Source organism: Mesorhizobium sp. M0051, from assembly GCF_040323235.1.
Taxonomy (GTDB): domain Bacteria; phylum Pseudomonadota; class Alphaproteobacteria; order Rhizobiales; family Rhizobiaceae; genus Mesorhizobium.
Genome location: NZ_JAMYUT010000038.1, coordinates 16,764 through 39,193 on the forward strand (window position 1 = coordinate 16,764; position 22,430 = coordinate 39,193).

The 22,430-nt window shown below is 61.4% G+C and carries 24 protein-coding genes and 1 pseudogene; 20 read left to right on the forward strand and 5 right to left on the reverse strand.

Annotated features, from left to right (window positions below):
• The first annotated feature begins 1 nt into the window (after nt 1).
• The 15 genes and pseudogenes from NKJ90_RS28850 to NKJ90_RS28920 all read left to right on the forward strand — a co-directional run bounded on the left by NKJ90_RS28850 (nt 2) and on the right by NKJ90_RS28920 (nt 13,804).
• Nucleotides 2-1,132, forward strand: a pseudogene (locus NKJ90_RS28850) (CgeB family protein).
• A complete protein-coding gene (locus NKJ90_RS28855; RefSeq protein ID WP_023758305.1) occupies nt 1,129-2,223 on the forward strand; it encodes a CgeB family protein in 1,095 nt (364 codons plus the stop codon). The pseudogene NKJ90_RS28850 and the gene NKJ90_RS28855 overlap by 4 nt, the downstream one beginning before the upstream one ends.
• Nucleotides 2,220-3,323 (forward strand): CgeB family protein, encoded by a 1,104-nt coding sequence (locus tag NKJ90_RS28860; RefSeq protein WP_023758304.1) that lies wholly within the window; start codon nt 2,220-2,222, stop codon nt 3,321-3,323. Before NKJ90_RS28855 ends, NKJ90_RS28860 begins: the two co-directional genes overlap by 4 nt.
• Nucleotides 3,320-4,396, forward strand: a complete 1,077-nt coding sequence (locus NKJ90_RS28865) for a UDP-glucuronic acid decarboxylase family protein (protein WP_352487439.1) — start codon at nt 3,320-3,322, stop codon at nt 4,394-4,396. The genes NKJ90_RS28860 and NKJ90_RS28865 overlap by 4 nt, the downstream gene beginning before the upstream one ends.
• A gap of 122 nt (nt 4,397-4,518) precedes the next feature.
• Entirely contained in the window at nt 4,519-4,719 is a 201-nt protein-coding gene (locus NKJ90_RS28870; RefSeq protein ID WP_352487395.1) for a hypothetical protein, read from the forward strand.
• Between the two features lie 145 nt (nt 4,720-4,864).
• The gene (locus NKJ90_RS28875) at nt 4,865-5,968 is read left to right on the forward strand and encodes an inositol-3-phosphate synthase (protein ID WP_023758301.1); all 1,104 of its coding nucleotides are present in this window, start codon (nt 4,865-4,867) and stop codon (nt 5,966-5,968) included.
• Nucleotides 5,965-6,561 (forward strand): histidine phosphatase family protein, encoded by a 597-nt coding sequence (locus tag NKJ90_RS28880; RefSeq protein WP_352487396.1) that lies wholly within the window; start codon nt 5,965-5,967, stop codon nt 6,559-6,561. The genes NKJ90_RS28875 and NKJ90_RS28880 overlap by 4 nt, the downstream gene beginning before the upstream one ends.
• A 13-nt stretch (nt 6,562-6,574) precedes the next feature.
• Entirely contained in the window at nt 6,575-7,678 is a 1,104-nt protein-coding gene (locus NKJ90_RS28885; RefSeq protein ID WP_352487398.1) for a CgeB family protein, read from the forward strand.
• Complete coding sequence (locus NKJ90_RS28890) at nt 7,678-8,484, forward strand: nucleotidyltransferase family protein (RefSeq protein WP_352487400.1); 807 nt, start codon at nt 7,678-7,680, stop codon at nt 8,482-8,484. The genes NKJ90_RS28885 and NKJ90_RS28890 overlap by 1 nt, the downstream gene beginning before the upstream one ends.
• Before the next feature lie 2 nt (nt 8,485-8,486).
• Nucleotides 8,487-9,248 carry a TIGR04290 family methyltransferase gene (locus NKJ90_RS28895; RefSeq protein WP_023758297.1) on the forward strand — a complete coding sequence of 254 codons (762 nt, stop codon included), beginning with the start codon at nt 8,487-8,489 and terminating at the stop codon, nt 9,246-9,248.
• Complete coding sequence (locus tag NKJ90_RS28900; protein WP_023758296.1) at nt 9,241-10,173, forward strand: glycosyl hydrolase; 933 nt, start codon at nt 9,241-9,243, stop codon at nt 10,171-10,173. The genes NKJ90_RS28895 and NKJ90_RS28900 overlap by 8 nt, the downstream gene beginning before the upstream one ends.
• Before the next feature lie 127 nt (nt 10,174-10,300).
• Nucleotides 10,301-11,368 (forward strand): glycosyltransferase, encoded by a 1,068-nt coding sequence (locus tag NKJ90_RS28905; protein WP_352487403.1) that lies wholly within the window; start codon nt 10,301-10,303, stop codon nt 11,366-11,368.
• A 6-nt stretch (nt 11,369-11,374) separates the two neighbouring features.
• Nucleotides 11,375-12,364: a GNAT family N-acetyltransferase gene (locus NKJ90_RS28910; RefSeq protein WP_352487404.1), complete on the forward strand. Its 990-nt coding sequence runs from the start codon at nt 11,375-11,377 to the stop codon at nt 12,362-12,364.
• Nucleotides 12,365-12,594: 230 nt separating this feature from the next.
• Nucleotides 12,595-13,332, forward strand: a complete 738-nt coding sequence (locus NKJ90_RS28915) for a class I SAM-dependent methyltransferase (RefSeq protein WP_352487405.1) — start codon at nt 12,595-12,597, stop codon at nt 13,330-13,332.
• 292 nt (nt 13,333-13,624) lie between these two features.
• Nucleotides 13,625-13,804, forward strand: coding sequence for a hypothetical protein (locus NKJ90_RS28920; protein ID WP_023758292.1), 180 nt, complete (start codon nt 13,625-13,627; stop codon nt 13,802-13,804).
• Nucleotides 13,805-13,813: 9 nt separating this feature from the next.
• Here NKJ90_RS28920 and NKJ90_RS28925 read toward each other — a convergent pair whose 3' ends face one another.
• Nucleotides 13,814-14,368, reverse strand: a complete 555-nt coding sequence (locus tag NKJ90_RS28925) for a sigma-70 family RNA polymerase sigma factor (protein WP_352487408.1) — start codon at nt 14,366-14,368, stop codon at nt 13,814-13,816.
• A 206-nt stretch (nt 14,369-14,574) separates the two neighbouring features.
• Nucleotides 14,575-14,877, reverse strand: coding sequence for a hypothetical protein (locus tag NKJ90_RS28930; protein ID WP_352487409.1), 303 nt, complete (start codon nt 14,875-14,877; stop codon nt 14,575-14,577).
• Nucleotides 14,878-15,186: 309 nt separating this feature from the next.
• On the opposite strand from NKJ90_RS28930, the gene coxB reads away from it, so the two are divergent.
• The 5 genes from coxB (at nt 15,187) to NKJ90_RS28955 (ending at nt 20,524) form a co-directional block, all read left to right on the forward strand.
• Nucleotides 15,187-16,194 carry a cytochrome c oxidase subunit II gene (gene coxB / locus NKJ90_RS28935; RefSeq protein ID WP_502904953.1) on the forward strand — a complete coding sequence of 336 codons (1,008 nt, stop codon included), beginning with the start codon at nt 15,187-15,189 and terminating at the stop codon, nt 16,192-16,194.
• On the forward strand, nt 16,191-18,134 hold the full coding sequence (ctaD, locus tag NKJ90_RS28940) for a cytochrome c oxidase subunit I (RefSeq protein ID WP_352487413.1): 1,944 nt from the start codon (nt 16,191-16,193) through the stop codon (nt 18,132-18,134). Before coxB ends, ctaD begins: the two co-directional genes overlap by 4 nt.
• On the forward strand, nt 18,131-18,733 hold the full coding sequence (locus tag NKJ90_RS28945; protein ID WP_352487414.1) for a cytochrome c oxidase subunit 3: 603 nt from the start codon (nt 18,131-18,133) through the stop codon (nt 18,731-18,733). Before ctaD ends, NKJ90_RS28945 begins: the two co-directional genes overlap by 4 nt.
• A 1-nt stretch (nt 18,734) precedes the next feature.
• Nucleotides 18,735-19,076, forward strand: coding sequence for a hypothetical protein (locus NKJ90_RS28950; RefSeq protein ID WP_023758286.1), 342 nt, complete (start codon nt 18,735-18,737; stop codon nt 19,074-19,076).
• Nucleotides 19,077-19,315: 239 nt separating this feature from the next.
• Nucleotides 19,316-20,524: a c-type cytochrome gene (locus tag NKJ90_RS28955; protein WP_352487417.1), complete on the forward strand. Its 1,209-nt coding sequence runs from the start codon at nt 19,316-19,318 to the stop codon at nt 20,522-20,524.
• Between the two features lie 49 nt (nt 20,525-20,573).
• Here the strand turns inward: NKJ90_RS28955 and NKJ90_RS28960 are convergent, their stop codons facing one another.
• From NKJ90_RS28960 to NKJ90_RS28970, 3 genes are all read right to left on the reverse strand, one after another.
• Entirely contained in the window at nt 20,574-20,948 is a 375-nt protein-coding gene (locus NKJ90_RS28960; RefSeq protein ID WP_352487419.1) for a c-type cytochrome, read from the reverse strand.
• A 154-nt stretch (nt 20,949-21,102) separates the two neighbouring features.
• Nucleotides 21,103-21,399, reverse strand: coding sequence for a hypothetical protein (locus NKJ90_RS28965; protein WP_352487420.1), 297 nt, complete (start codon nt 21,397-21,399; stop codon nt 21,103-21,105).
• A gap of 520 nt (nt 21,400-21,919) precedes the next feature.
• The gene (locus NKJ90_RS28970; protein WP_023758279.1) at nt 21,920-22,285 is read right to left on the reverse strand and encodes a PRC-barrel domain-containing protein; all 366 of its coding nucleotides are present in this window, start codon (nt 22,283-22,285) and stop codon (nt 21,920-21,922) included.
• Nucleotides 22,286-22,430: the final 145 nt, after the last annotated feature.

A 22,430-nucleotide genomic window follows, 5' to 3' on the forward strand; every position in this document is an offset into this window, starting at 1 on the left:
GATGCGCTTCCTGTTCTAAACTCACTCCGTCGTCTCCGACTGGAATCATGGCAACGCCCATTTCCTGCGGGGCGTCATGCGCGAGCTCATTGCCTGCGGACACAAGGCGTTTGCGCTAGAACCGGCGGACGGCTGGAGCCGCTCTAATCTGCTGGCGGAGAAAGGTCCGTTCGCGGTCGAACGCTTCCGAAAGGACTTTCCCGAGCTGGTGCCGGTTACATATGGGGATGCCTTCGATCACGAAAGCTGGCTGTCGGATGCCGACGTGGTCATCGTCCACGAGTGGACGGACCCTCGACTTGTCGCGGAGATCGGGAAGGTGCGGGCGAGAAGGGGCAATTTCACGCTTTTGTTCCACGACACGCACCATCGTGCGGTTTCCGCCACGCAGTCGATCTCGGCGCTACGGTTGGAGCACTATGACGGCGTGCTCGCCTTCGGTGAGGCGCTGCGCGAGACCTACCTCCGCACCGGCTGGGGCAAGCGTGCGTTCACCTGGCATGAGGCAGCGGATGAGCGACTGTTCCAGCCGCACCCCGAAGTCGACTCGAGATCCGACATCATCTGGATCGGCAACTGGGGCGACGATGAGCGCAGCGCCGAAATTCAGGAGTTCCTCGTCAACCCGGTGCGCGAACTTGGTTTGTCCGGCACCGTTCACGGCGTCCGTTATCCGCGAGAAGCGCTCGCCGATCTTGCCGCCGCGGGCCTCCGCTACGAGGGCTGGATCGCCAACGCGGACGTGCCGAAGGCTTTCGCGGAACATCGCCTCACCGTCCACATTCCCCGGCGGCCCTATCGGGAGAGCCTGCCGGGAATACCAACGATCCGCATGTTCGAGGCACTCGCCTGCAGCATCCCGCTCATTTCGGCCCCGTGGAGCGACGTGGAAGAACTCTTCAGACCAGGCACAGACTTTCTTTTGGCCCGCGACGGATCAGAGATGCGCCGTCACCTTCGCGACGTACTGAACGACGCGGAGCTGGCCGCCTCGCTGGCAAGGTCCGGCCTCGAAACCATCCGCGCGCGACACACTTGCCGCCACCGGGTGCGCGAATTGTTCGACGTGCTCGCCGAATGCGGGCGTCATCAAGCCAACAATCCAGTCGTCGCTGAGGAGGCCCTTGCATGAAGATGGCATTTTACGGATCGAGTCTGCTGTCGTCCTATTGGAACGGCGCGGCGACCTATTATCGCGGACTGCTCAAGGCACTGTCGCGACTGGGTTACCAAATTACCTTTTATGAACCGGACGCATATGACAGACAGAAAAACCGCGACATGGATGCACCGGACTGGTGCAACGTCGTCGTTTACGAAGCGACCGCCAATGCGCTTGTGCAGGTTGCGGCGCGCGCAGCCGAAGCCGACATCGTCGTCAAGGCGAGCGGCGTAGGCTTCGAGGATGATGCGCTGCTGCGCGCCGTGCTCGACAACGCCCGCGCCGATGCCCTTACCGTATTCTGGGATGTCGACGCCCCGGCGACCCTCGGTCAATTGCGTGCCGAGCCGGATCACCCGCTTCACCACGCGCTGCGGCAAATTGATCTGGTCCTCACCTATGGCGGCGGCGATCCGGTCGTCTGGGCCTACCGCACGATGGGTGCGACCGAGTGCGTGCCGATCTACAATGGACTCGATCCGGAGACGCATCACCCCGTCGCCAGAGACAACCGTTTCGTCTGCGATCTCGCGTTCCTCGGCAATCGTCTGCCGGACCGAGAAACGCGGGTCGAGGCGTTTTTCCTAGATCCAGCCGCCAAGCTCGCCGGGCAGCGCTTCCTGCTCGGCGGGTCGGGCTGGGGCGACAAACCGCTTCCGGCCAATGTCTCATGGCTCGGCCATGTCGGAACGCGGGATCACAACGCTTTCAATGTCACACCAAAGGCGGTGTTGAACATCAGCCGTGACAGCATGGCAGCGAACGGCTTCTCGCCAGCCACGCGCGTTTTCGAGGCCGCGGGCGCGGGCGCCTGTCTGATCTCGGATGCCTGGCTCGGAGTCGAATTGTTCCTGACTCCCGGCGAGGAAATCCTGATGGCGCGCGATGGCGATGATGTCGCCGAAATCATGGCCACTCTGACGGTCGAACGGGCAAAGGCGATCGGCGCAGCCGCGCTTCGCCGCGTCTTGGCTGAACACACCTATGCGTTGAGGGCTGCCGTGGCCGACGCGGTGTTCAAACGCCATTTCGAACATCCCACCGTGGAGGCAGCGGAATGAGGAAACGGCTCGACATCGTCTTTCTCGGCCTGTCGTTGTCTTCATCGTGGGGAAACGGCCACGCCACGACGTTTCGAGGGCTGCTGAAAGGCCTTCACGAACTCGGTCATCGCGTCACTTTCCTGGAGCGCGAGACACCCTGGTACGCAAACCATCGCGATCTTCGCGATCCCGATTTCTGCACCTTGCGCTACTATGAAACAACCGCCGAGCTTCATCGCAACTATGCCCGCGAGCTGCAGCGGGCCGACGTCGTGGTCGTTGGCTCCTTCGTTCCGGAGGGAAAGGCGGTTATCGACATTCTGGCTGCACTTTGCGTCGGGCAATTCTGCTTTTATGACATTGATACGCCGGTGACGCTTGCCAAGCTCGTCGAGGATGACTGCGACTATCTGAGCAAGCGGCAGGTACCCTATTTCGATATCTATTTCTCTTTCACTGGCGGGCCGACGCTTGCCCGTCTCGTCACGGACTTTGGTGCGCGGCGGGCCGAGCCGCTCCATTGCTCCGTCGATCCGGCACGGCATCATCGAACCGGAAACGCAGTCGACTGGGATCTCGGCTATCTTGGGACTTACAGCTCGGACCGGCAGATGGCATTGGAGGCACTGCTGCTCGAACCGGCGCGCCAGATGCCGGACAAACGCTTTGTCGTCGCCGGTTCGCAATATCCGCCGGATACGGCCTGGCCGGACAATGTCGAACGCATCGAGCATTTGGCGCCCACCGATCATGCTGAGTTCTACAGCCGCCAACGCTACACGCTGAACCTGACCCGCCAGTCGATGATCACGGCTGGATGGTCGCCGAGCGTAAGGCTTTTCGAGGCAGCCGCTTGTGGCACGCCGATCATCAGCGATCGCTGGCGGGGGCTGGAGAGCTTCTTCCCCAAGTCGACGATCCACACCGCCGCTCGATCTCAAGACGTGATCGAGATCCTGTGCGGCCGATCGGAGCGGGCCAGGCTCAGCATGGCCATGAAGGCGCAAGCCCTTGTACTGGCGTCACATACTGGCGCGGCAAGAGCTCGCGAATTGGTTTCGCTGTTGACCCGGTCGAGGCAGGAACCTCCGGTCCTGGACATCGGGAGTGCAGCATGATTGGCAGACAGGAGAAAATCGTGACGCGGCAGTCAAAAACAAAGGCGCGGCGGACGCCGACGGTGCTCGTCGCCGGCGGCGCGGGTTTTGTCGGTTCGCATCTTAGCGAGAAGTTGATCGAGTGCGGCTACCGTGTGATCTGCGTCGATAATTTCCTGACGGGCCGCATGGAGAACATCCGACCGATCATGAATCATCCGCGCTTCCGGTTGGTGGAGCAGGATATTTGCCGATCTTTGAAACTGGGGGAACCAGTCGAGCGCATCTTCAACCTGGCCTGCGCCGCATCGCCGCCGCGCTACCAGGCGGACCCGATCCATACCACCCGGACCTGCGTGATCGGGACACTGAACCTGCTTGATCTCGCCGCTCGAAATAACGCTCGTTTCCTGCAAGCTTCGACCAGTGAGGTCTATGGCGATCCAGAGCAGCATCCGCAAAGGGAAGACTATCTCGGCCATGTGAACTGCACAGGCCCGCGCGCCTGTTACGATGAGGGCAAGCGAACGGCGGAAACCCTCTGCTTCGATTATCTGAGGGCAGGCAAAGCCGACACGCGCGTCGCGCGGATTTTCAACACCTATGGTCCGCGAATGGATCCGGCCGATGGCCGCATCGTCTCGAACCTTATCGTGCAAGCTCTTGAAAGGCGACCGCTGACGATATTCGGCGATGGCAAGCAGACCCGATCCTTCTGCTTCGTCACCGATTTGGTGGATGGCCTGCTTAGGCTCATGGATGCCGAGCCCAATCCACGCCAGCCAGTCAATCTTGGCAATCCGGGAGAATATACCATCCTTGAGCTGGCGAAACTGGTCAGCGAAATGGCCCGCATCAGGCCCGCTCTGAAGTTCCTGCCTTTACCGCAGGATGATCCTCGCCGGCGGCAGCCCGACATATCCCGCGCAAAGGCACTTCTCGGCTGGTCGCCCAAGGTACCGCTCCGGCATGGCTTGGTGCAAACGATTGCCTATTTCGCCGAGCTTGAGACAAGCCGGATGGATGGCCCGATGACGCCGATCGCCAAAACCATCCCTCCCTCTCTGGGCAAGCTGCAGGACCTGCCGGCCTGAGCCCGTCTTATCGCCTGCAAGCTCCTCCGCGTGCAGGCGTGGGTCTGGCGGATTTCATGGTTCACTTTTTTCACGAACACGGAACATCCTGCCGGACTTGGGGTTGAGCCATAGGACCTGGCATGGAGAGCCTTGCTGTGCAGCCAAAACGATCCGCCAAAGACTTAGAGCAGATGGCCGCCCAGGAGACGGCCGCCTTTCTGCGAAGAGCCTCGATTACTTATCTCGAATGTTGCGTTAGCCTGATGATGACGCACCTCGAACGTGAGGAAGTGGCTGCCATTCTCGAGCAGGAAGCCGACATGCTGCGAAACCTCGATTGAGACCGGCTGCTGTTGGTCCGCTCAAAGCGACCGATTTTGGGGCGGCTGGCGTAAGCTTTGTAATTATTCCGTATCGCAAGGAACATTCGGGCGCGCAGACAGTTCGGCCATGGAACTTACCTCAACAGCACATGGCGGCAGTTTCGTGGAATCAAAAAAGGTTCGGATTGCTATAGCCGGGGTGGGCAATTGCGCGTCTTCCCTAGTCCAGGGTCTCACATACTATCGAGACGCCAGAGGCAACGAGCCGATCCCGGGCCTCATGCATGCTGATCTCGGCGGCTATCACGTCGATGACATCGAGGTGGTCTGCGCTTTCGACATCGCCAAGGGCAAGGTGGGCCGCGATGTCGCGGAAGCCATCTACAGCGCACCCAACAACACATTCCGCTTTGCCGATGTGGCAAAAACAGGCGTTCGCGTCGAGCGCGGACCGACGCTTGACGGCATCGGCAAATATTTGCGCGATCAGATCGAGGAGGCGCAAGAGCCGGTCGCCGACGTCGGTGCACAGCTTCGGCAAAGCGGCGCGGACGTGCTGATCTCATACCTGCCGGTCGGATCCGAGGAAGGAACACGCTTCTACGCCGAATGCGCGCTTGAAGCCGGCTGTGCCTTCGTCAACTGCATTCCTGTTTTCATTGCCTCACGGCCGGAATGGCGCCTCCGCTTCGAACAGCGCGGTCTGCCGCTGGTCGGCGACGACATCAAAAGCCAGGTCGGTGCGACGATTGTCCACCGTTTGCTTGCCAATTTGTTCCGCGAACGCGGCGTCCGCATCGACCGCACCTATCAGCTCAATTTCGGTGGCAACACCGACTTCCTCAACATGCTGGAACGAGAACGACTGGAATCGAAAAAGATCTCCAAGACGCAATCCGTGACGAGCCAGATCGACGTACCGCTCGAAGCCGGCAATATCCATGTCGGTCCAAGCGATCATGTGCCTTGGCTTACCGATCGCAAGTGGGCCTATATCCGCGTCGAGGGCACGACTTTCGGCGGCGTGCCGCTCAATGCCGAGCTGAAGCTGGAAGTGTGGGACTCGCCAAATTCGGCCGGAGTCGTGATCGATGCGGTGCGCTGCGCCAAGCTGGCACTCGACCGAGGCATAGCTGGCGCCCTGACCGGACCCTGCAGCTACTTCATGAAGTCGCCACCCGAGCAGTTCACAGACGCCGAGGCTCGGCTGCGCACGCTTTCCTTCATCGCCGGCAGGGACGAGCCGATGCTCGATGCCGCGGAATGACGACCACGTTCTTCCTGATCCGCCACGCGGCGCATGACCATGTCGGCGACTATCTTGCCGGACGCATCGCGGGAATTCGCCTTGGCGAGACAGGCAAGGCCCAAGCCCTGCGCCTGGCCCGCCGCATGGCAAGCGAGCCTATTGCAGCCGTCTTTTGCAGCCCGCGCGAGCGCACGCAGGAGACTGCGGATCCGGTTGCTGCCCTTTGCGGCACCGGGACCTGCATTGTCTGTGAGGAACTCGACGAAATCGACTTCGGCGTCTGGTCGGGCAGGACCTTCGAGGAATTGAGCCGCGACGCCGCCTGGCGACGATGGAACGACCACCGACAGGAGGCGATGACGCCCAGCGGCGAAACCATGCTGGACGTCCAGCGCCGTATTGGTTCGCTGATCGAGCGCCTTCGCAAACGCCACCAGAACAAGGCCATCGCACTGGTAAGCCACGCCGATGTGATCAAGGGCGCCGTCTGCGGCGTGCTTGGCCTGTCACCGGGAGACTGTTTTCGCTTCGACATCGATCCCGCTTCGATCACGACAATCGTCTCCGGCGACTGGGGCTCTAAGCTGATCCGCTTGAACGAAGCGGCCTGATGAGGACAGCCAGATGCGGATGGTCATTTTTGGTCTCACCGTCACGTCCTCATGGGGAAACGGGCATGCCACGCTGTGGCGCGGGCTGATCCGTGCCCTTGGCGGGATGGGATGGTCGATCACATTCTTCGAACACGACACGCCCTACTACGCCCGAACGCGCGATCTCCATCATCTCGACGGCGGCGATATCGTTGTCTATCCCGACTGGGAGGTCATCCGCCAGATCGCCGAACACGCGATCGAGCAGGCAGACGTCGTGATCGTCACCTCCTACTGCCCCGACGCAGTCGACGCCTCACTTCTGGCCCAAAGCGCATGTCGCGGCTTGAAGGTATTCTATGACCTGGATACACCCGTTACGCTTGCCCGCATCGAACAAGGTGAACTTCCGGCTTATTTCGGACCCGAGGGCCTTAGAGATTTCGACCTTGTCCTGAGCTATACCGGCGGAACCGCAATCGACGCGCTCAAGACAACTCTGGGCGCGCGCCTCGTCATGCCGCTCTATGGCCATGTCGATCCCGAGCGGCACCGGCCGGCGGAGCCCAGGGCCGAATTTGCCGGAGATCTGTCCTACCTCGGAACCTACGCGGCGGACCGTCAGGCCGGTATGGAAAGGCTGCTCGTCCGCCCGGCCTTGCGCCTGCCGGAGCGCCGCTTCGTCATCGGCGGCGCACAATATCCACTGGAGTTTCCGTGGAGCGAAAACATCTTCTTCGTCAGGCACCTGCCGCCCGCGGACCATCCGGCCTTCTTCTGCTCCTCCCGCCTGACGCTGAACGTCACACGCGAGGCAATGGCCAGAAGGGGCTGGTGTCCCTCGGGCAGGCTGTTCGAGGCTGCCGCTTGCGGCGCAGCCATCGTCACCGACGCTTGGCCAGGTCTCAGCAGCTTCTTTAAGCCCGGCAGCGAGATCATCGTCGCCGACACCACCGATGATTTGGTCGCCGCGCTCCACTTGCCGGACAGCGATATCGACCAAATCCGGCGCCGCGCCCGCGAACGGGTTCTCGATGAACATACCTCCGCGGTACGCGCCAGGGATCTCGATCGCATCCTGTCGGATGCGCGGCACGGCTCGACGCCGCAGCAGCCGTTGAAGGAAGCAGTCTGATGTTGGGCATCGTGCCTGCCGCCGGGCGCGGCAGCCGCATTCAACCGCTCGGCTTCTCAAAGGAGCTCTTGCCGGTCGGCAGTCGTATCGACGGCGCGGCCGAGCGCCCCTGTGCGGTGAGCGAATATCTGGTGCGCCGCATGGTGCGTGCCGGTACCGACAAGATCTGTTTTATCATCGGATCGGAAAAATCGGATATTCTCGAGTACTACGCGGCCGGGTATGGCGATGCAGTCGCTGTCTTCGTAGTGCAGCCCTCGCCCGTTGGCCTTTGCGACGCAATCTTCCGCGCCGCGCCCCTCGTCGCACCGGACGAGACAGTCCTGATTGGTCTGCCCGATACGATCTGGTTTCCAGAAGAAGGCTTCAGCCGCCTGCCAAATGACAAGCTTTCGTTCCTGCTGTTCCCGGTAGACCGTCCTGAACTCTTCGATGCCGTCATCCTGGAGCAGGACGGCCGGGTGCAGGCAATCCAGGTCAAGCAGCAGGACGCCGCTACAAACTGGATCTGGGGCGCATTCAAGATGCCGGGCCACGTGTTTCATCAGCTTGCGGCGTTGTGGCGCGAAAGAGACCGTTCCGACGAATATATCGGCACGCTTGTCAACGCCTATCTGGCAGCCGGGGGCGAAGCCTTCGGCGTCAAGGCAGGCACAGCCTATGTCGACGTCGGCACCTTCAACGGCTACCGCGCGGCGCTTCGGCTGCTGGAGAACAGTACGGCCACGTTGAACATAGCTGAGGATCTGCCCCTCTCGCTGTCTGCTCACGCGCAAATACCGCTTCATCCAGGCGAAGGAGGCTAGCCATGCTCCAGTCCAGCGCTGAAATCCGCCGTCGCATCGATGCCCTCGGCCCGTGGTTCCACAACATGGACCTGGCAGGCATCGAAACCGCGCCTGATCATTTCCTCGGCAACTACCCATTGGTGAAATGGCGCAAGTTCGCCGACGCGATTCCTGCCGACCTCTCCGGCAAGGCCGTGCTCGACATAGGCTGCAATGCGGGCTTCTATTCGATCGAGATGAAACGGCGTGGCGCCAGCCGCGTGCTCGGCATCGATTTCGACGAGGCCTATCTGGCGCAGGCCCGCTTTGCCGCAGAGATCGCCGATTGCGACATCGAATTCCAGCTGCTCTCGGTCTACGACGTCGGCATCCTGCGCGAGACCTTCGACATCGTGTTGTTCATGGGCGTGCTTTATCACCTTCGGCACCCCCTGCTTGCCCTCGATCTGGTCCGCGAGCATGTCGCCGGCGATCTGATGGTCTTTCAATCGATGCAGCGTGGCAGCTCCGACCTGCCCCTCCTGGAGCAGAATTACCCCTTCTGGACGCACGATATGTTCGATCGACCGGAATTTCCGAAACTGCATTTCATCGAGCATCGCTACGCCGACGATCCAACCAACTGGTGGATTCCCAATCGTGCCTGCACCGAAGCGATGCTGCGCAGCGCCGGCTTCGAGATCGTGCTGCATCCCGAGCAGGAGGTCTATTTCTGCCGCGCCACAAGCGAACCCGCCGGCGGCGGCGCCGTCTACCCGTCGAAAGGAGACCTTCATGATTGAAGCCGCGATGATCTGGAACGAGCCGAACAACAAGTCTCACTGGGACCCTGAGCTGGACCCCGAATGGCGCCGCTTCGCCGACATGACTATCCTGGCCGCTCAGGCAGTCGCCGTGGCCAACCCGGCGGTGACCAGGGTCCTCGGCGGCATCTCGCCGATCGATGCCGATTTCATGAAGCTGATGAAGCAGTTCGGCGTGCTCGACCATGTCGATGCGGTCGCCGTCCATGGTTTTCCTCTCGACTGGAACCTCTGGCAGATCCAGGAATGGCCCCAGAGGCTTGGCGAGATTTCGACCGTCACCGATCTTCCCGTGTGGGTCAGCGAGGTCGGCGTTTCGAGCTTCGGCGCAGAGGAAATACAGGTCTGGGGTTTGCGCCGGACCGCTGAACTGCTGCTCGGCAATTCGCCACGCATACAATGGTACAGCCTCTATGATCTGCCGCGTGAATGGGGAGCAACGACGCGCCATCGCGAAGCGGAAGGCTCCTCCTATTACCGCCACTTCTACATGGGTCTTCTGCGGCAGGACGGAACACCCAAGCCCGCGCTCGACGAATTCATTCGTCACACTCCCGAAATGGGACTGGCGCAATGGTTCCACTTCGAGGACCCGAGGCTGGATGACGCGGTCGCCTGGATGAAGCGGTTGGGGGTCACGCAGCTGCGTACCGGGCTTTCCTGGGCCGACAGTTTCAGGCCGAACGCCCTGGACTGGTTCGACAGGCAGATGGAGGCGCTTGCCGATTTCGACGTGACCGTAACCTTTTGCTTCACGCCCGAGCACCGCGGAATGATGCCGCATCATACGAGCCCGCCCCTCGTGCCGGAGGAGTTCGCGGAATTCTGCGCGGCGATGATCCGCCGCTACGCCCCCGGAGTGATCGCTTCGCAGGCCAGGGCATTCGGAGCTACGGCTATATGATCATGTCATTGAGCACATGTTCCGCCGCGATGGCGTCCCATGATTTTCCGGCCTGGTCAGGCGGAGGCTCTGGTCCGGCATTCTGGCGTCGGATCGCTGTTTCCAGGAAGCTTTGGTTCGACCGGACATGACACTCACGATCCTGAATGTCGCCTACCCCCTCGCCGCGACCGGGCCGGACGCGGTCGGCGGAGCCGAACAAGTGCTGTCGATGCTCGACCAGGCGCTGGTACGCGCGGGTCACACGTCCATCGTGGTCGGCTGCCAGGGCTCCAAGGCAGCAGGCATTCTCGTTGAAACGCCTGCCGAGCCAGGCGTGCTCGACGATGCGGCGAAAATCCGGGCACGACAGGCTCATCGCACCGCGATTGCGGCGGCGCGGGCCCGTTGGCCGATCGATGTCGTCCACCTTCACGGCATTGATTTCGACGCCTATCTGCCTGACGATGGTCCGACGCTCGTATCGTTGCACCTGCCGCTCGATTGGTATCCCGCCGACGCCCTGCGCCCGGCGCGCGATGATCTATGGCTGCATGCCGTGTCGGCCTCCCAACAGAAGACGGCGCCGCCAGGCGCCATGCTCGTTGCGCCAATTCCAAATGGCGTCGATATCGATCAATTGTACGAAAGGCGATCCAGGCGCGCCTTCGCGCTGGTGCTCAGCCGCATCTGTCCGGAAAAGGGCATCCATCTGGCTCTCGACGCGGCCAAGCAGGCTGGTCTCCCGCTTGCTGTCGCGGGCAAGGTCTATCCCTACGAGACCCACACGCGCTACTTCGACGACGAGGTTCGGCCGCGGCTCGACAGGCAGCGCCGCTTCGTAGGTCCGCTCGGTTTTGCGGCGAAACGCCGGTTCCTCAACGCGGCTCGCTGCCTCGTTATTCCGAGCCTAGCGCCCGAAACCAGCTCGCTTGTGGCGATGGAGGCGCTCGCCTGCGGCACACCGGTGATTGCCTTTCCAAACGGAGCGCTGCCGGATGTGGTCGAACACGGCAGCACCGGCTTTCTCGTTGACAACGTCGACGACATGGCGAAGGCAATCATCGCGTCATCCGACCTCGACCCCGAGACATGCCGCGCCGCGGCACGGCACCGCTTTTCGCTCGATCGCATGGTCTCGTCGTACATCGACACCTATCATGCCCTTGCTCGGCTCGGCACCGGCCACAGCAGGCCTGCAGTGGCGACAGGGTGAGCGGACATGCTGCGCGGCGAGGTGATCGATGATCCCACCGCCCTTGCCGATCTGGAGCCCCACTGGTGGCGGCTCTGGGCATCCAGCCGGACGGCGACGCCTTTTCAGTGCCCTGCCTGGCTGCTTGCATGGTGGGAAGCATTCGCACCTGGCGAACTGGCGACGATTGCGGTCTGGCGTGACGAGGATTTGGCAGGACTGGCGCCGCTTTATCGGGAACGGGCAATTTCTGGTTCGAGGCTGCTTCCGGTCGGAATCTCCCTGAGCGACTATCTGGACATTCTCTGCCTGCCCGGCATCGAAATGGCTGTTGCCGGCATCATTGCCGACGTGGTTGCCAAGATCGAATGGTCGCAATGGATTCTACCGGACCTGCCGGCCGACGCTGCCGGCCTCGCCATCAGCCATCCCGCGATGGAAGCCAGCGAGGCCGTCAACCATGCGGCTTGTCCCGTACTCGCGATTGCCGGTGACGACCGGCTTGCAGGCTGCGTTCCTTCACGGCGACGGCGACAATTGCGTCGCGCGTACAGAGCCGCTTGCGGGTGCGGCCGTGTCTCGGTCTGGCCGGCACAGAACGATCCCCGATTGTTCCTCGATCATCTGGTTCGCCTGCACGGCGCGCGCTGGGCCGGTTATGGTGACGGCGTGCTGAACGGCCCCAATGTCAAAGAGTTCCATAGGCACGCACTGCCCCCGCTCGCCGCGCATGGTCTTGTCCGATGCTGGCTCATAGCCATCGACGACCAGGTCATAGGTGCCTATTACGGCTTTCACCATCGTCAGCGCGCCTATGCCTATCTTGGCGGTTTCGACCCAGACTATGCCGAGGTCAGTCCCGGCGCGATCCTAATCGGCCACGCCATAACCGAGGCACTTCGAGAAGGCGCTAGCGAGTTCGACTTTTTGCGCGGGCGCGAGGCTTACAAGTACAGTTGGGGCGCCGTCGATCAATGGACAAAGCACAGGATCTGGACTCGAGGCTCGATCCCGTGAGCGGGGCCGGACATTCGCCACGGGCATCGGCCGCAAGAAAAGCGATCGAGCATTGGATGTCGGAAGGCGCCGGCGCCGAAACGATCATCGCCAGGCTCGCGCTTCTTTTCGAAGCAGGCATAGACGCTGGCGAGCTGGCTCAGATCGCACAGGACATGTCTTCGACGGATCTTCAAAACCAGGACAAGCTACAACGGGTCGCCAGCCTGCTCCGTCACAGGCCCGATACCTTGGCGCTGTTGCGCGAAACAGGTGCTGCTGTTCGCCATCGACGCGAGGAAGCGGAAACGGATGCAGCGGTGGTCCAGCGACTTGCGTCGAGCTTCGATGCGGCAGCGAGGATTTCATCGGCGGCAAGCGTCCAGTTGTCGTCCCTCGGCGATGAGGAAAAGCTCTCGGCTGCCACCGCTGAGATCACCGGGTGGCTGCAAAGACAAGGCTTCACCGGCGCCGGACTTCGTATACTGGACATTGGCTGCGGCATCGGGCGTTTTGAAATCGCGCTTTCCCCCGCCGCGCTGCGGGTCGTCGGGATCGATATATCGCCGAGCATGATTTCGATCGGGCTTGAGCGGTGCGCCGCGCTGCCAAATGTGGAACTCCGGCTGACCTCGGGCCTCGATCTCGCCGATTTCGGCGACGCCAGCTTCGATTGCGTGCTGGCCGTCGACAGCTTTCCCTATCTGGTGCTGGCCGGACTCGCGGAGCGATACTTGAAGGAGATTGGGCGCGTGCTGAAACGACCGGGCATGGCTGCAATTCTGAACTACTCCTATCGCGGCTCTCCAGCGCTGGATCGCTCCGAGATCAATCACCTCGCCGAAGCATACGGCATGCAGGTTGTGATCGATGGCGAGAGGCCATTCCGCCTGTGGGATGGAACTGCCTTCATGCTCGTACCGGTTGGAACATTACGGCCCGGCGCGGGTTCGGGCGTCGATGAAGAGCGCAGCGTGAGGTCAACTTGACGGCAGTGCATCGATCCAATTTGGATCTGGCCCCGATCGGTGCTTCCGCCTGCTGCGACAAGTGTCGGGTGATGTGATACCGGCTGAGCCGCGACGTCCAAACTGGCGGACGCTCGGCGCAAAATAGCAGGTCATAAACGAAGCCCGGCGCGTTGATCGGCTCGACGCTGCCCGCAGTTGTGGAAATAATGACCAGGGTTCGTTTTGTTGGCGTAGACGGCCCTGCAGCGTTATTGAACAGTTCGGTTCTGTGCTGGCAACATGACGAGGATAGAACCTGGTAGGGAACGCGATGTCTCGCTCGAGCGACGATAACATTGATCCGCAGGTCAGTCTGGTGCTGGACCGGGAAATAGCCTCCTTGCTGGCGGCGATAGAGCAGGAGAAGGTCCCCAATCGGCTGAAAGACCTGGCGGTTCAATTGCAGAACGCGCTCGTCGAAAAGCGTCGGCTGGCGGCAAAGAGGAATTAGCTGCCTCGCCTATCGTGTGCCGAAGCCCAAACGTCCTTCGGACACGTGACCGCGCCTTTCCAGCAGCGTCTGCAGCGAATTTTCCCCAAGACGCTCGAGTACGCCGGCGCGTGCGCGGTTGAGACGGCTTTTAACCGTTCCCACCGCACAGCCGCAGATTTTGGCCGTTTCTTCATAGCTCACGCCGAGAACTCCGATCAGCATCAACACCTCGCGTTGTTGTCTCGGTAGTTGCTGGATGGCGCTATAAACTTCCTTGCGCTGGATCGACCACTCCTGCGCAGCCTCCGAAACGGGAACCAGGGAGGCGCAGTCGAGCAGCCCTGGGCTCTCCCTGTCGGCAGCTTTTGTGCGCGTGTAGAAGGTGTTGCGCATGATGGTAAAGAGCCACGACTTCATCCGGGTTCCCGCTTCGAATCTATCGAGGTTGGCAAGACCCTTGGTCAACGTTTCCTGGACAAGATCATCCGCATCGTCCGGACTGCGGCAGAAGGTACGCGCAAAGGCCCGCAAGGCGGGTATCAGGTCAACGATCGAAACTTGCTCGGTTTCTTGGTTGGCCAAAGCAAAGCCCCTGGAGGACAATGGTGCAGCTCCCGGCAGAGATGAATTCTGTGACGCAGACGTAGCTAAATGCGTGAGGGTTTGGATCGTTCCTGACTTCGAGATAATCACTCAAAAATCCCGCATCGAGTCGCCATCTGTAGCGAGAGCGGCGCGCTACCCTGCGCGCGTTGCCGCCTCGGCAAGGTCGCGAAATTCGGACTTTGTCAGGCCGAGCCTCGGCCCGGCAATTCGGTCTGCTGCCTGACCTGCTCCGGCAATTCGTCACGCGCACGCTTCGCTTCGCTGGTGGATTGAGATGCGCCCCGCCCCAATCGATCCTGTCGGTCCAATTCGTGCTCAACCGTGAGGCGCGAACCCTCCGCCGGGTCCTCTTGGGGATGGTTGTTGGCGGGATCATCAGCTTGCTCCTTGGGCTTCCGTGCCCTGCTTTCGCGGTCTTGGTTGAGGCGATCGTCTTTACCTGGGACGGTCCGGTTTCCGCTGATTGTTTTGCCTGTGTTTTTCATGAGTTCGGTCCTGACGGTTTGCGGCGTGGCGTTTGCCGGAGGAACGACAGACCGACCATTTGGTTGCGTCCGCCTAGCGTTAGAGCCGGCAGGCCCAGCTTCCCGCCATTCCACATTCCTTGAACTGAAGGGTGGTTGCCAAGGCATCCTTTTACAACCAATCGCGTTATGGCCTCTGGCATTGATGGTGATTTCTTCATGGCAAGGTGCACGAGCCCGGTGGTCCGCCCCAGGAAACGGAGACGACCATCCGTATCGGCTAGCCTTTCGCATCCAGCTCGAAGCTCGTTCGGCAATCACCTTGCAGGCATCGCGAACCCGGCCGGCACCGCCTCAATATTGGCCTTGACGGGATGCAGCGACTGGCAATCCGCGCTCCATGCGCGTGGTTCCAATGCCCGCAGCATTCTTGATCTCATCTGGTCCTTTGGCGCGGTTGCGACGACAACATGGCTGCTTGTCATGGCGGCAATGGCAATGGCGCTTTTCCACCGGCGCCGGGCGAGAGCAGGCCATTCGCCGCTGCGTATCGACAACCACCGGGAGCGCCGGTTCGGCCGCGCTGTCGTAGGCGCCACAGCGTCGACCGTGTTAATCTTGGCTGCGCTGACGTTAACGAGCTTCTTCGCGGGCCGATCCGTTGCCTCGCTGAGCGGGACAGCGACGCTCACCGTTCGCATCACCGGGCATCAATGGTGGTGGGAGATACGCTATCCCGGCGATAATCCATCGCGGATGATCGTCACGGCCAATGAAATCCATGTCCCTGTCGGCGAGCCCGTCAAGATCAATCTCGATTCGCCGGACGTCATTCACAGCTTCTGGGTGCCAGGCCTCGCTGGCAAACGGGACCTCATCCCGGGCCGGCCGAGCGAACTCACCCTCATTGCCGATAAGCCCGGCGTCTACCGAGGCCAGTGCGCCGAGTTCTGCGGCTACCAGCACGCCCATATGGCCATCACCGTCATCGCGGAAAGCCGCGAGGCGTTCGACATGTGGCGATCGAGGCAAGATGCCGCCGCAGCCGCGCCCGTCGGAGACGAAGAACGCCGCGGCCAGCAAGCCTTTCTTTCCACCGGCTGCGCGCTCTGCCACACTGTAAGGGGCACGCCGGCCAACGGAACCATTGGGCCTGACCTTACTCATCTCGCAAGCCGACGCGCATTGGCCGCCGATACGCTGGCGATGACACCCGGTGCGCTTGCCGCATGGATCGCCGATCCGCAGTCGACGAAACCCGGCGCCAAAATGCCGCGTGTTGCGCTCAGCGCCGACGATCTCAACGCGGTCGCCACCTATCTTGGAAGCCTCGAATGAGCGGCATCGCGGGAAAGGCAGTCGGGCAAAAGCAGGAAAAGGGTCTAAAAGGTATACGCGACACCGGCCTCGAGGAGGCGCGGCTGCACGCCTTTCTGGCGCATGCCTGGCAGACACCGAAAGGTCTGTATGGCTGGCTGGTGACGGTCGACCACAAGCTGATCGGCCGGCGCTATATGGTAACAGCCTTTCTGTTCCTCGTCCTGGCGGGCCTGTCGGCGCTCGCCATGCGGTTTCAGCTCGCAACGCCCGAGGCCGGTCATATCGGCCCCGATTTGTACAACCAGCTCTTCACCATGCACGGCACGACGATGATGTTTTTGTTCGCCGTGCCGATAATGGAGGCGTTCGCGATCTACCTTGTGCCGCTGATGATCGGCACCCGCAACGTCGCGTTCCCGCGGCTCAACGCCTTCAGCTATTGGGTCTATCTTTCGGGTGGCCTGATGATCTGGATCGCCTTCGCATTCGACACGGGGGCGGATGCCGGCTGGTTCTCCTACGTGCCGGTGGCCGGGCCCGAATATGGAATCGGCAAGCGCCCCGACTTCTGGGCGCAAATGGTGACCTACACGGAAGTGTCGGCACTGGCGGTTGCCGTCGAGATCATCGCGACGGTTTTCAAGCAACGCGCACCGGGCATGACGCTCGATCGTATCCCGCTCTATGTCTGGTCGGTCCTGATTATGGCGTTCGTCATACTGTTCGCCATGCCCGCGGTGATGGTGTCAAGCACGATGCTGATCCTCGACCGGCTGGTCGGCACCAAATTTTTCGATCCCGCAGCCGGAGGCGATGTGCTGCTGTGGCAACACCTCTTCTGGTTCTTTGGACATCCTGAGGTCTACATCATCTTCATTCCGGCAACCGGCTTCGTCTCCGCGATCCTGCCCACCTTCGTCCGCCGACCGGTGTTCGGCTATCTTGGGATCGTGCTGTCACTGATAGCTATTGGCTTGCTTTCCTTTGGGCTGTGGGTGCATCACATGTTCGCCACCGGCCTGCCGCAGCTCGGCGAGAGCTTCTTCACCGCCTCCTCGATGATGATCGCCATTCCGAGCGGCATCCAGATCTTCTGCTGGATTGCGACGATCTGGGGCGGCCGGCCGATCTTCGCCACGCCCATGCTTTTCGTACTCGGCTTTATCTTCACCTTCGTGATCGGCGGCCTGACCGGGGTCATGGTCGCCTCGGTGCCGCTCGACCTGCAGGTGCACGATACCTATTTCGTGGTCGCGCATCTCCACTATGTGCTGATCGGCGGCGCCGTCTTCCCTTTGCTCGGCGCCGTCTATTACTGGTTTCCCAAGATCACCGGTCGCATGCTGTCCGAGAGGCTCGGCCGCTGGAATTTCTGGCTGGTCTTCATCGGTTTCAATCTCACTTTCTTTCCCATGCACATTCTCGGCCTGCAGGGCATGCCGCGCCGCGTCTACACTTATCCGCCGGCAAGCGGCTGGGGCGAGATGAACCTGTTCATCAGCGTCTCGTCGCTGGTGGTGTTCGCCGGCTTTGCGCTTTTTTTCCTGAACGTCCTGCTCAGCCTTCGCGGCGGCAGCATTGCAGGAGACAATCCCTGGGGGGCGAGCACGCTGGAATGGGCGACGACGTCGCCGCCGCCTTCCTACCATTTTTCGCGCCTGCCGGTCGTAACGCATAGGGAGCCGCTCTGGGATGAGCCCGACACGCTTCCGGTCGTCGAGGGCTTGCGCGTCGATGCCCGCGAAGTGCTTGCCAGCACGGTCGCCGACGCGGTGCCGCAACTGCGCCAGCCATCGGCCGGCAATTCGATCTGGCCGCTGCTTTCGGCCATCGCGGTGGGCGGCGCGTTTCTCGGTTCGATCTACACGCCATGGGCCGTGGTGTGGGGTGCAATACCGGTCTCGATCAGCTTTATCTGCTGGTTCTGGCCGAAAGGCGAGCCGGAGGACGAGGAATGAGACACCGCCCGGTCGCCGACGTCAGCCATCTGCCGACATATGATTTCGGCGCCGCAAGCCCCATGTGGTGGGGAACCCTTGCCTTCATCGCTCTGGAAGCAACCGGTTTTGCCTTGGCGATCGGTCCCTATTTCTATCTGGCCGTGCTGGCCAAGCATTGGCCGATTGGCGCGCCGGCGCCCGATCTTTTGCCAGGCACGACGATATTGATCATGCTGCTTGCGAGCGTCGTCCCCAACCATCTGGTGGAGCTTTGGGCGCGGCGGCAGGATCTCACCAAGGTCCGCATTGGCATTGTGATCATGTCGATTGCCGGAATTCTTCCCCTGATCGTTCGCATCTGGGAATTTCCTGCGCTCCGGATCTCCTGGGACCAGAATGCCTACGGGTCGATTGTCTGGTTCCTGCTCGGTCTTCACACCTCACATCTTCTTACCGATGTCGGGGACACAATCGTGCTTGCGGTTCTCATGTTCACGCAAAAAGGCAAGGCCGGACGCCGTCTCAGCGACGTGTCGGACAACGCCTTCTACTGGGACTTCGTGGTCGTCTCGTGGGTCGTGCTCTATCTCATCATCTATTGGGTTCCGAGGATCTAAGATGCAGGCGATCCGCACCGGTATTTCCTGGGCAGGCCTGGCGGCCGGACCAACCGCGTGGGCGGTATCGCTGCAGCTCGATTATGCGATTGCGTACTGGCAATGCCACACCGGCTTTCGCCCCACCGCCTTGTTCTCCCTGATCGGTGTCGCCGTCGCGACGGCGGGCGTCCTGTTGTCGTGGCGCGCCGCCCATGACCGCAGGCACGGCACGAGCCCGCCCCTGAAGGCACGCACGCGTGCGTTTCTAGCCAGAACTTCGGTCGGCATCGGAACGCTGTTCATGCTCATCATGCTGGCGCAAATGGCGGCCGGACTGATCTTCACCGGGTGCGAATTGTGACCATGCGCAAGAGCTTGCGGTCGGCTATCTGTTGTCGGAAGGCTTCGCTTCGGCTTATCGCAATCCCTGCACCCTTGGGCCTCGTCTTTCAGATCATCACGGTCGCCTTGACATTGTTGGCTCCGTGCACACAGCTGCGGGCGGATGAAATCCAGAAAGGCGAGTATCTCGCCCGTGCCGCCGATTGCGTCGGCTGCCACACGTCCAACCCGAGCCGCCCATTCGCCGGAGGCTACCGCGTGCCAACCCCCTTCGGCGATGTCTATTCGACCAACATCACACCGGACCTCGATACTGGCATCGGGCGCTATTCCGCCGACGAGTTCGTGCGGGCGGTTCGGGAAGGCGTCAGGCGCGACGGGGCCGATCTTTACCCGGCCATGCCCTTTGACAGCTTTGCCAGAATGACCCGCGAGGACGTGCTGGCGATCCGCGCCTATCTGCTCACGCAAGTGCCGATCGCCCAGCCCCGACCGAGCAATATCCTTCCCTTTCCATTCAACCAGCGTTGGGCGCTCGGGCTGTGGAAACTTGCGAATGTCCATGTCGGCGGCTTCGCACCGGATCGGAGCCGAACCGGAGCTTGGAACAGGGGCAGCTACCTGGTCGAGGTCCTTGGCCACTGCGGCGCCTGTCACACACCGAGGAACACCACATTCGGCATGGATGAAGATCGCAAGCTTGCCGGCGGCACCGCTGGCATCTGGCAGGCTTTCAACATCACCAATGACAAGATCGCGGGCATAGGCAGCTGGAGCGACGACGAACTGTTTCGATTTCTCAAGACTGGCGCCGTGCCTGGGAAAGCCTATGCAGGCGGTCCGATGGCCGAAACAGTCATGAACAGTCTGCAACACCTCTCGGATGACGATATTCGAGCCATGGTCACCTATCTAAGGGATGTGCCTGCCCAATCAGGCGAGGAGAAGCGGCCGCGTTTCGCATGGAGCAATCCGCCTGTTGCCACGGCCAATGACTCATCGAGGACCACGGCGCAGGGCAGCGGCAACTCGGCAGGCGCCGATGTTTATCGGTCGCTCTGCGCGGGATGCCACGGGGTGAATGGAGAGGGATCGGCGGACGGCTCCTATCCGTCGCTCACCCGCAACAGTGTGCTCGGCGCCGCTGCTCCCGAGAACGTCGTCATGACGATCCTAGCCGGCGTCAGGGCGGGCGACGTGGCCGGCCGCAAATCGATGGCGGCCTTTGGCGACTGGCTGGATGACAGCCAGGTGACGAGCCTTGCCAATTATGTGACCGCGCGGTTCGGAAATCCCGAAGTAAGCGTCACAGCAGCCGACGTGCGCCAGATGCGGGCGGGCTCGACAACAGAACAGACGGTCATGCTGCTGGCAGCACAGGCTCTGGTGGCTGGTGGAGCGGGATTTATGCTCGTTTTGGCGTTCCTGCTCGCAAGGCGCCATGGAGCAATTGCAAGACAAATGTGAAGCGGCCGTCCGTCGGGAATGCGAGCGAGGAATCTGCACCCAGGCCGTTTCACGTTCGTGCGTAGAGATAGGCGGTGATGTCGCGCGCCTCCTGCTCTGACAGGTTGGTGTTGGGCATGGCCGTCCTCGGATCGACGTCCCGCGCTCTGCTGACCCAGCGCATCATTGCATCTGGAGAGGTTCGCAAGACGGTGCCTGCCGCATACGTTCTCTGCGCAACGCCCCGCAAGGAGGGGCCGACCGTGCCTTGAGCACCGGGGACACCAGGAATTTCGTGGCATCCGCCGCAGCCATTGCGGATCATCGCCGGAATGCCGCGCTCGGCATCGCCGCCGACCGCCTGCATGATCGTAGTCTCGCGCAGGCTCTCGCGGTGGTTTGCCTGGACGAACCAGACCGCCAAGCCGAGGCCGACGGCCGCCAATATGCCCTCCGTCCATAAGAGCCCCGACCTTGCTTGCCGGATGGACGCAGGCTGTCGACCCATGGATCCGCCACCTTCTCTTGCAGCCGTGAACATGCTGCCGGTTGTGCATTCACTGGAAGTGAACAAACCGGCAGCGCTTTCAGGCAGGAGCTTATTTGTTGCAGTTCTGAACGTTCGACGTTGCCGTGCCGCTGGCTGTGTTGTTGTCGACATCGTTGCCCGCCGTGTCCTTGCAGCGATCATTCATGCCGTTTGGGGCCCTCGTCGAATTTGTCGCGTTTGGATCGACAGATGTTGTCGGCGTACCGGAGCCGGTGCCCATGGTGCCGTTGGTGCCGGTCGTGCTGCCCGCCTGGGTCGTGGTGGAACTTGAACCATTCGATTGCGCCATGGCCGAGGTAGCCAAGGCGATGGTGAGCAGGGACGCGGAGAGGATTTTCGTAATCATGTAAGCCTCCATCGGTTCATGTGCATTGCCACAACCAACGAGCATTTTTCGGAGAGGTTCCCTTGAATAGAATTGTGTTCGGTCAGGTTTTTTCACCCCGGATTTCAACTGCCCTGCCGTTGAATTCGTTGGTGGTGCACAAAAGGGCTGACCATCAGTCGGCAGGTTCGGGCGCTTCGAATTACGGAGTGTTCGAGACCGTCGCCGTTCAGCTTTGCGACTGAGGGAATTCTACGGCTCGTCGATGTCCAGCTTCGAGGGGTTCTGCGAAATGAGACGCTCTTCCTCGTCATCCGGCAGCGCTTCGTCGCTGTTCTGGTACGCGTTATCGTCCTCTTCGTCGGGCAATTCACCACTCTTCTCGGTGGCGTTGCGACTGTCGCCGTCTGGCGGCACACCATCTGGAAGAACCTCGCTGCCTCGGATCGCCGCTTTTCGAGTGCTGGTCCTTCGGATGTGACGACGGGGGCGCGCATTCGCGCGCCCACATCAGCATACGCCACAAGGGCTGGCATCAAGATCAGTGCCAGTAGGGTTCGACCCTCCAATATCGATACGAAGCTTCGCGGGCCGGCCTTCCATCATCGACGGTGAGTTCATCGATCGAGTAGGCCGGCGCGGCCTTGAGCTGATCTGTGCTGAAAGAGACAACGTATCCGCCGCGGTCCGGATCATAATCCAAGAGGGACCATGGCACCGCGTGGTATCTTTCACCGATGCCCAGAAAACCGCCAAAGGAAATCACTGCGAACATGATGCCATTCGCGGTCTTTTCGAGCATCACGTCGTCGATCGTACCAATTTCCTCGCCCGCCGTGTTGTAGACAGTTGTGCCAATTACGCGCGAGGCGCGGATGGCGTCGGTATGGCCACTCGGAGTTGGCATTTCTTGAGCTCCTCTCTGTCCAAGTCAGATACCCCCCAAACGGCCAGTCGGCGCTGATGTTCCCAAAAAAACTGCTGGTGCTCTGCGGTCCGGACTCGACGGAGTGGCCGTCGCACAGCACGTCGTTACACGGCCGCGAAAATTC

Coding starts and splice junctions, on each gene's coding strand:
- NKJ90_RS28900 (WP_023758296.1), top strand. CDS start 9,241: ATGATTGAAGCCGCGATGATCTGGAACGAGCCGAACAACAAGTCTCAC.
- NKJ90_RS28860 (WP_023758304.1), top strand. CDS start 2,220: ATGAGGAAACGGCTCGACATCGTCTTTCTCGGCCTGTCGTTGTCTTCA.
- NKJ90_RS28965 (WP_352487420.1), bottom strand. CDS start 21,399: ATGATTACGAAAATCCTCTCCGCGTCCCTGCTCACCATCGCCTTGGCT.
- NKJ90_RS28970 (WP_023758279.1), bottom strand. CDS start 22,285: ATGCCAACTCCGAGTGGCCATACCGACGCCATCCGCGCCTCGCGCGTA.
- NKJ90_RS28945 (WP_352487414.1), top strand. CDS start 18,131: ATGAGACACCGCCCGGTCGCCGACGTCAGCCATCTGCCGACATATGAT.
- ctaD (WP_352487413.1), top strand. CDS start 16,191: ATGAGCGGCATCGCGGGAAAGGCAGTCGGGCAAAAGCAGGAAAAGGGT.
- NKJ90_RS28905 (WP_352487403.1), top strand. CDS start 10,301: ATGACACTCACGATCCTGAATGTCGCCTACCCCCTCGCCGCGACCGGG.
- NKJ90_RS28870 (WP_352487395.1), top strand. CDS start 4,519: ATGGAGAGCCTTGCTGTGCAGCCAAAACGATCCGCCAAAGACTTAGAG.
- NKJ90_RS28910 (WP_352487404.1), top strand. CDS start 11,375: ATGCTGCGCGGCGAGGTGATCGATGATCCCACCGCCCTTGCCGATCTG.
- NKJ90_RS28885 (WP_352487398.1), top strand. CDS start 6,575: ATGCGGATGGTCATTTTTGGTCTCACCGTCACGTCCTCATGGGGAAAC.
- NKJ90_RS28895 (WP_023758297.1), top strand. CDS start 8,487: ATGCTCCAGTCCAGCGCTGAAATCCGCCGTCGCATCGATGCCCTCGGC.
- NKJ90_RS28855 (WP_023758305.1), top strand. CDS start 1,129: ATGAAGATGGCATTTTACGGATCGAGTCTGCTGTCGTCCTATTGGAAC.
- NKJ90_RS28920 (WP_023758292.1), top strand. CDS start 13,625: ATGTCTCGCTCGAGCGACGATAACATTGATCCGCAGGTCAGTCTGGTG.
- NKJ90_RS28950 (WP_023758286.1), top strand. CDS start 18,735: ATGCAGGCGATCCGCACCGGTATTTCCTGGGCAGGCCTGGCGGCCGGA.
- NKJ90_RS28930 (WP_352487409.1), bottom strand. CDS start 14,877: ATGAAAAACACAGGCAAAACAATCAGCGGAAACCGGACCGTCCCAGGT.
- NKJ90_RS28890 (WP_352487400.1), top strand. CDS start 7,678: ATGTTGGGCATCGTGCCTGCCGCCGGGCGCGGCAGCCGCATTCAACCG.
- NKJ90_RS28865 (WP_352487439.1), top strand. CDS start 3,320: ATGATTGGCAGACAGGAGAAAATCGTGACGCGGCAGTCAAAAACAAAG.
- NKJ90_RS28880 (WP_352487396.1), top strand. CDS start 5,965: ATGACGACCACGTTCTTCCTGATCCGCCACGCGGCGCATGACCATGTC.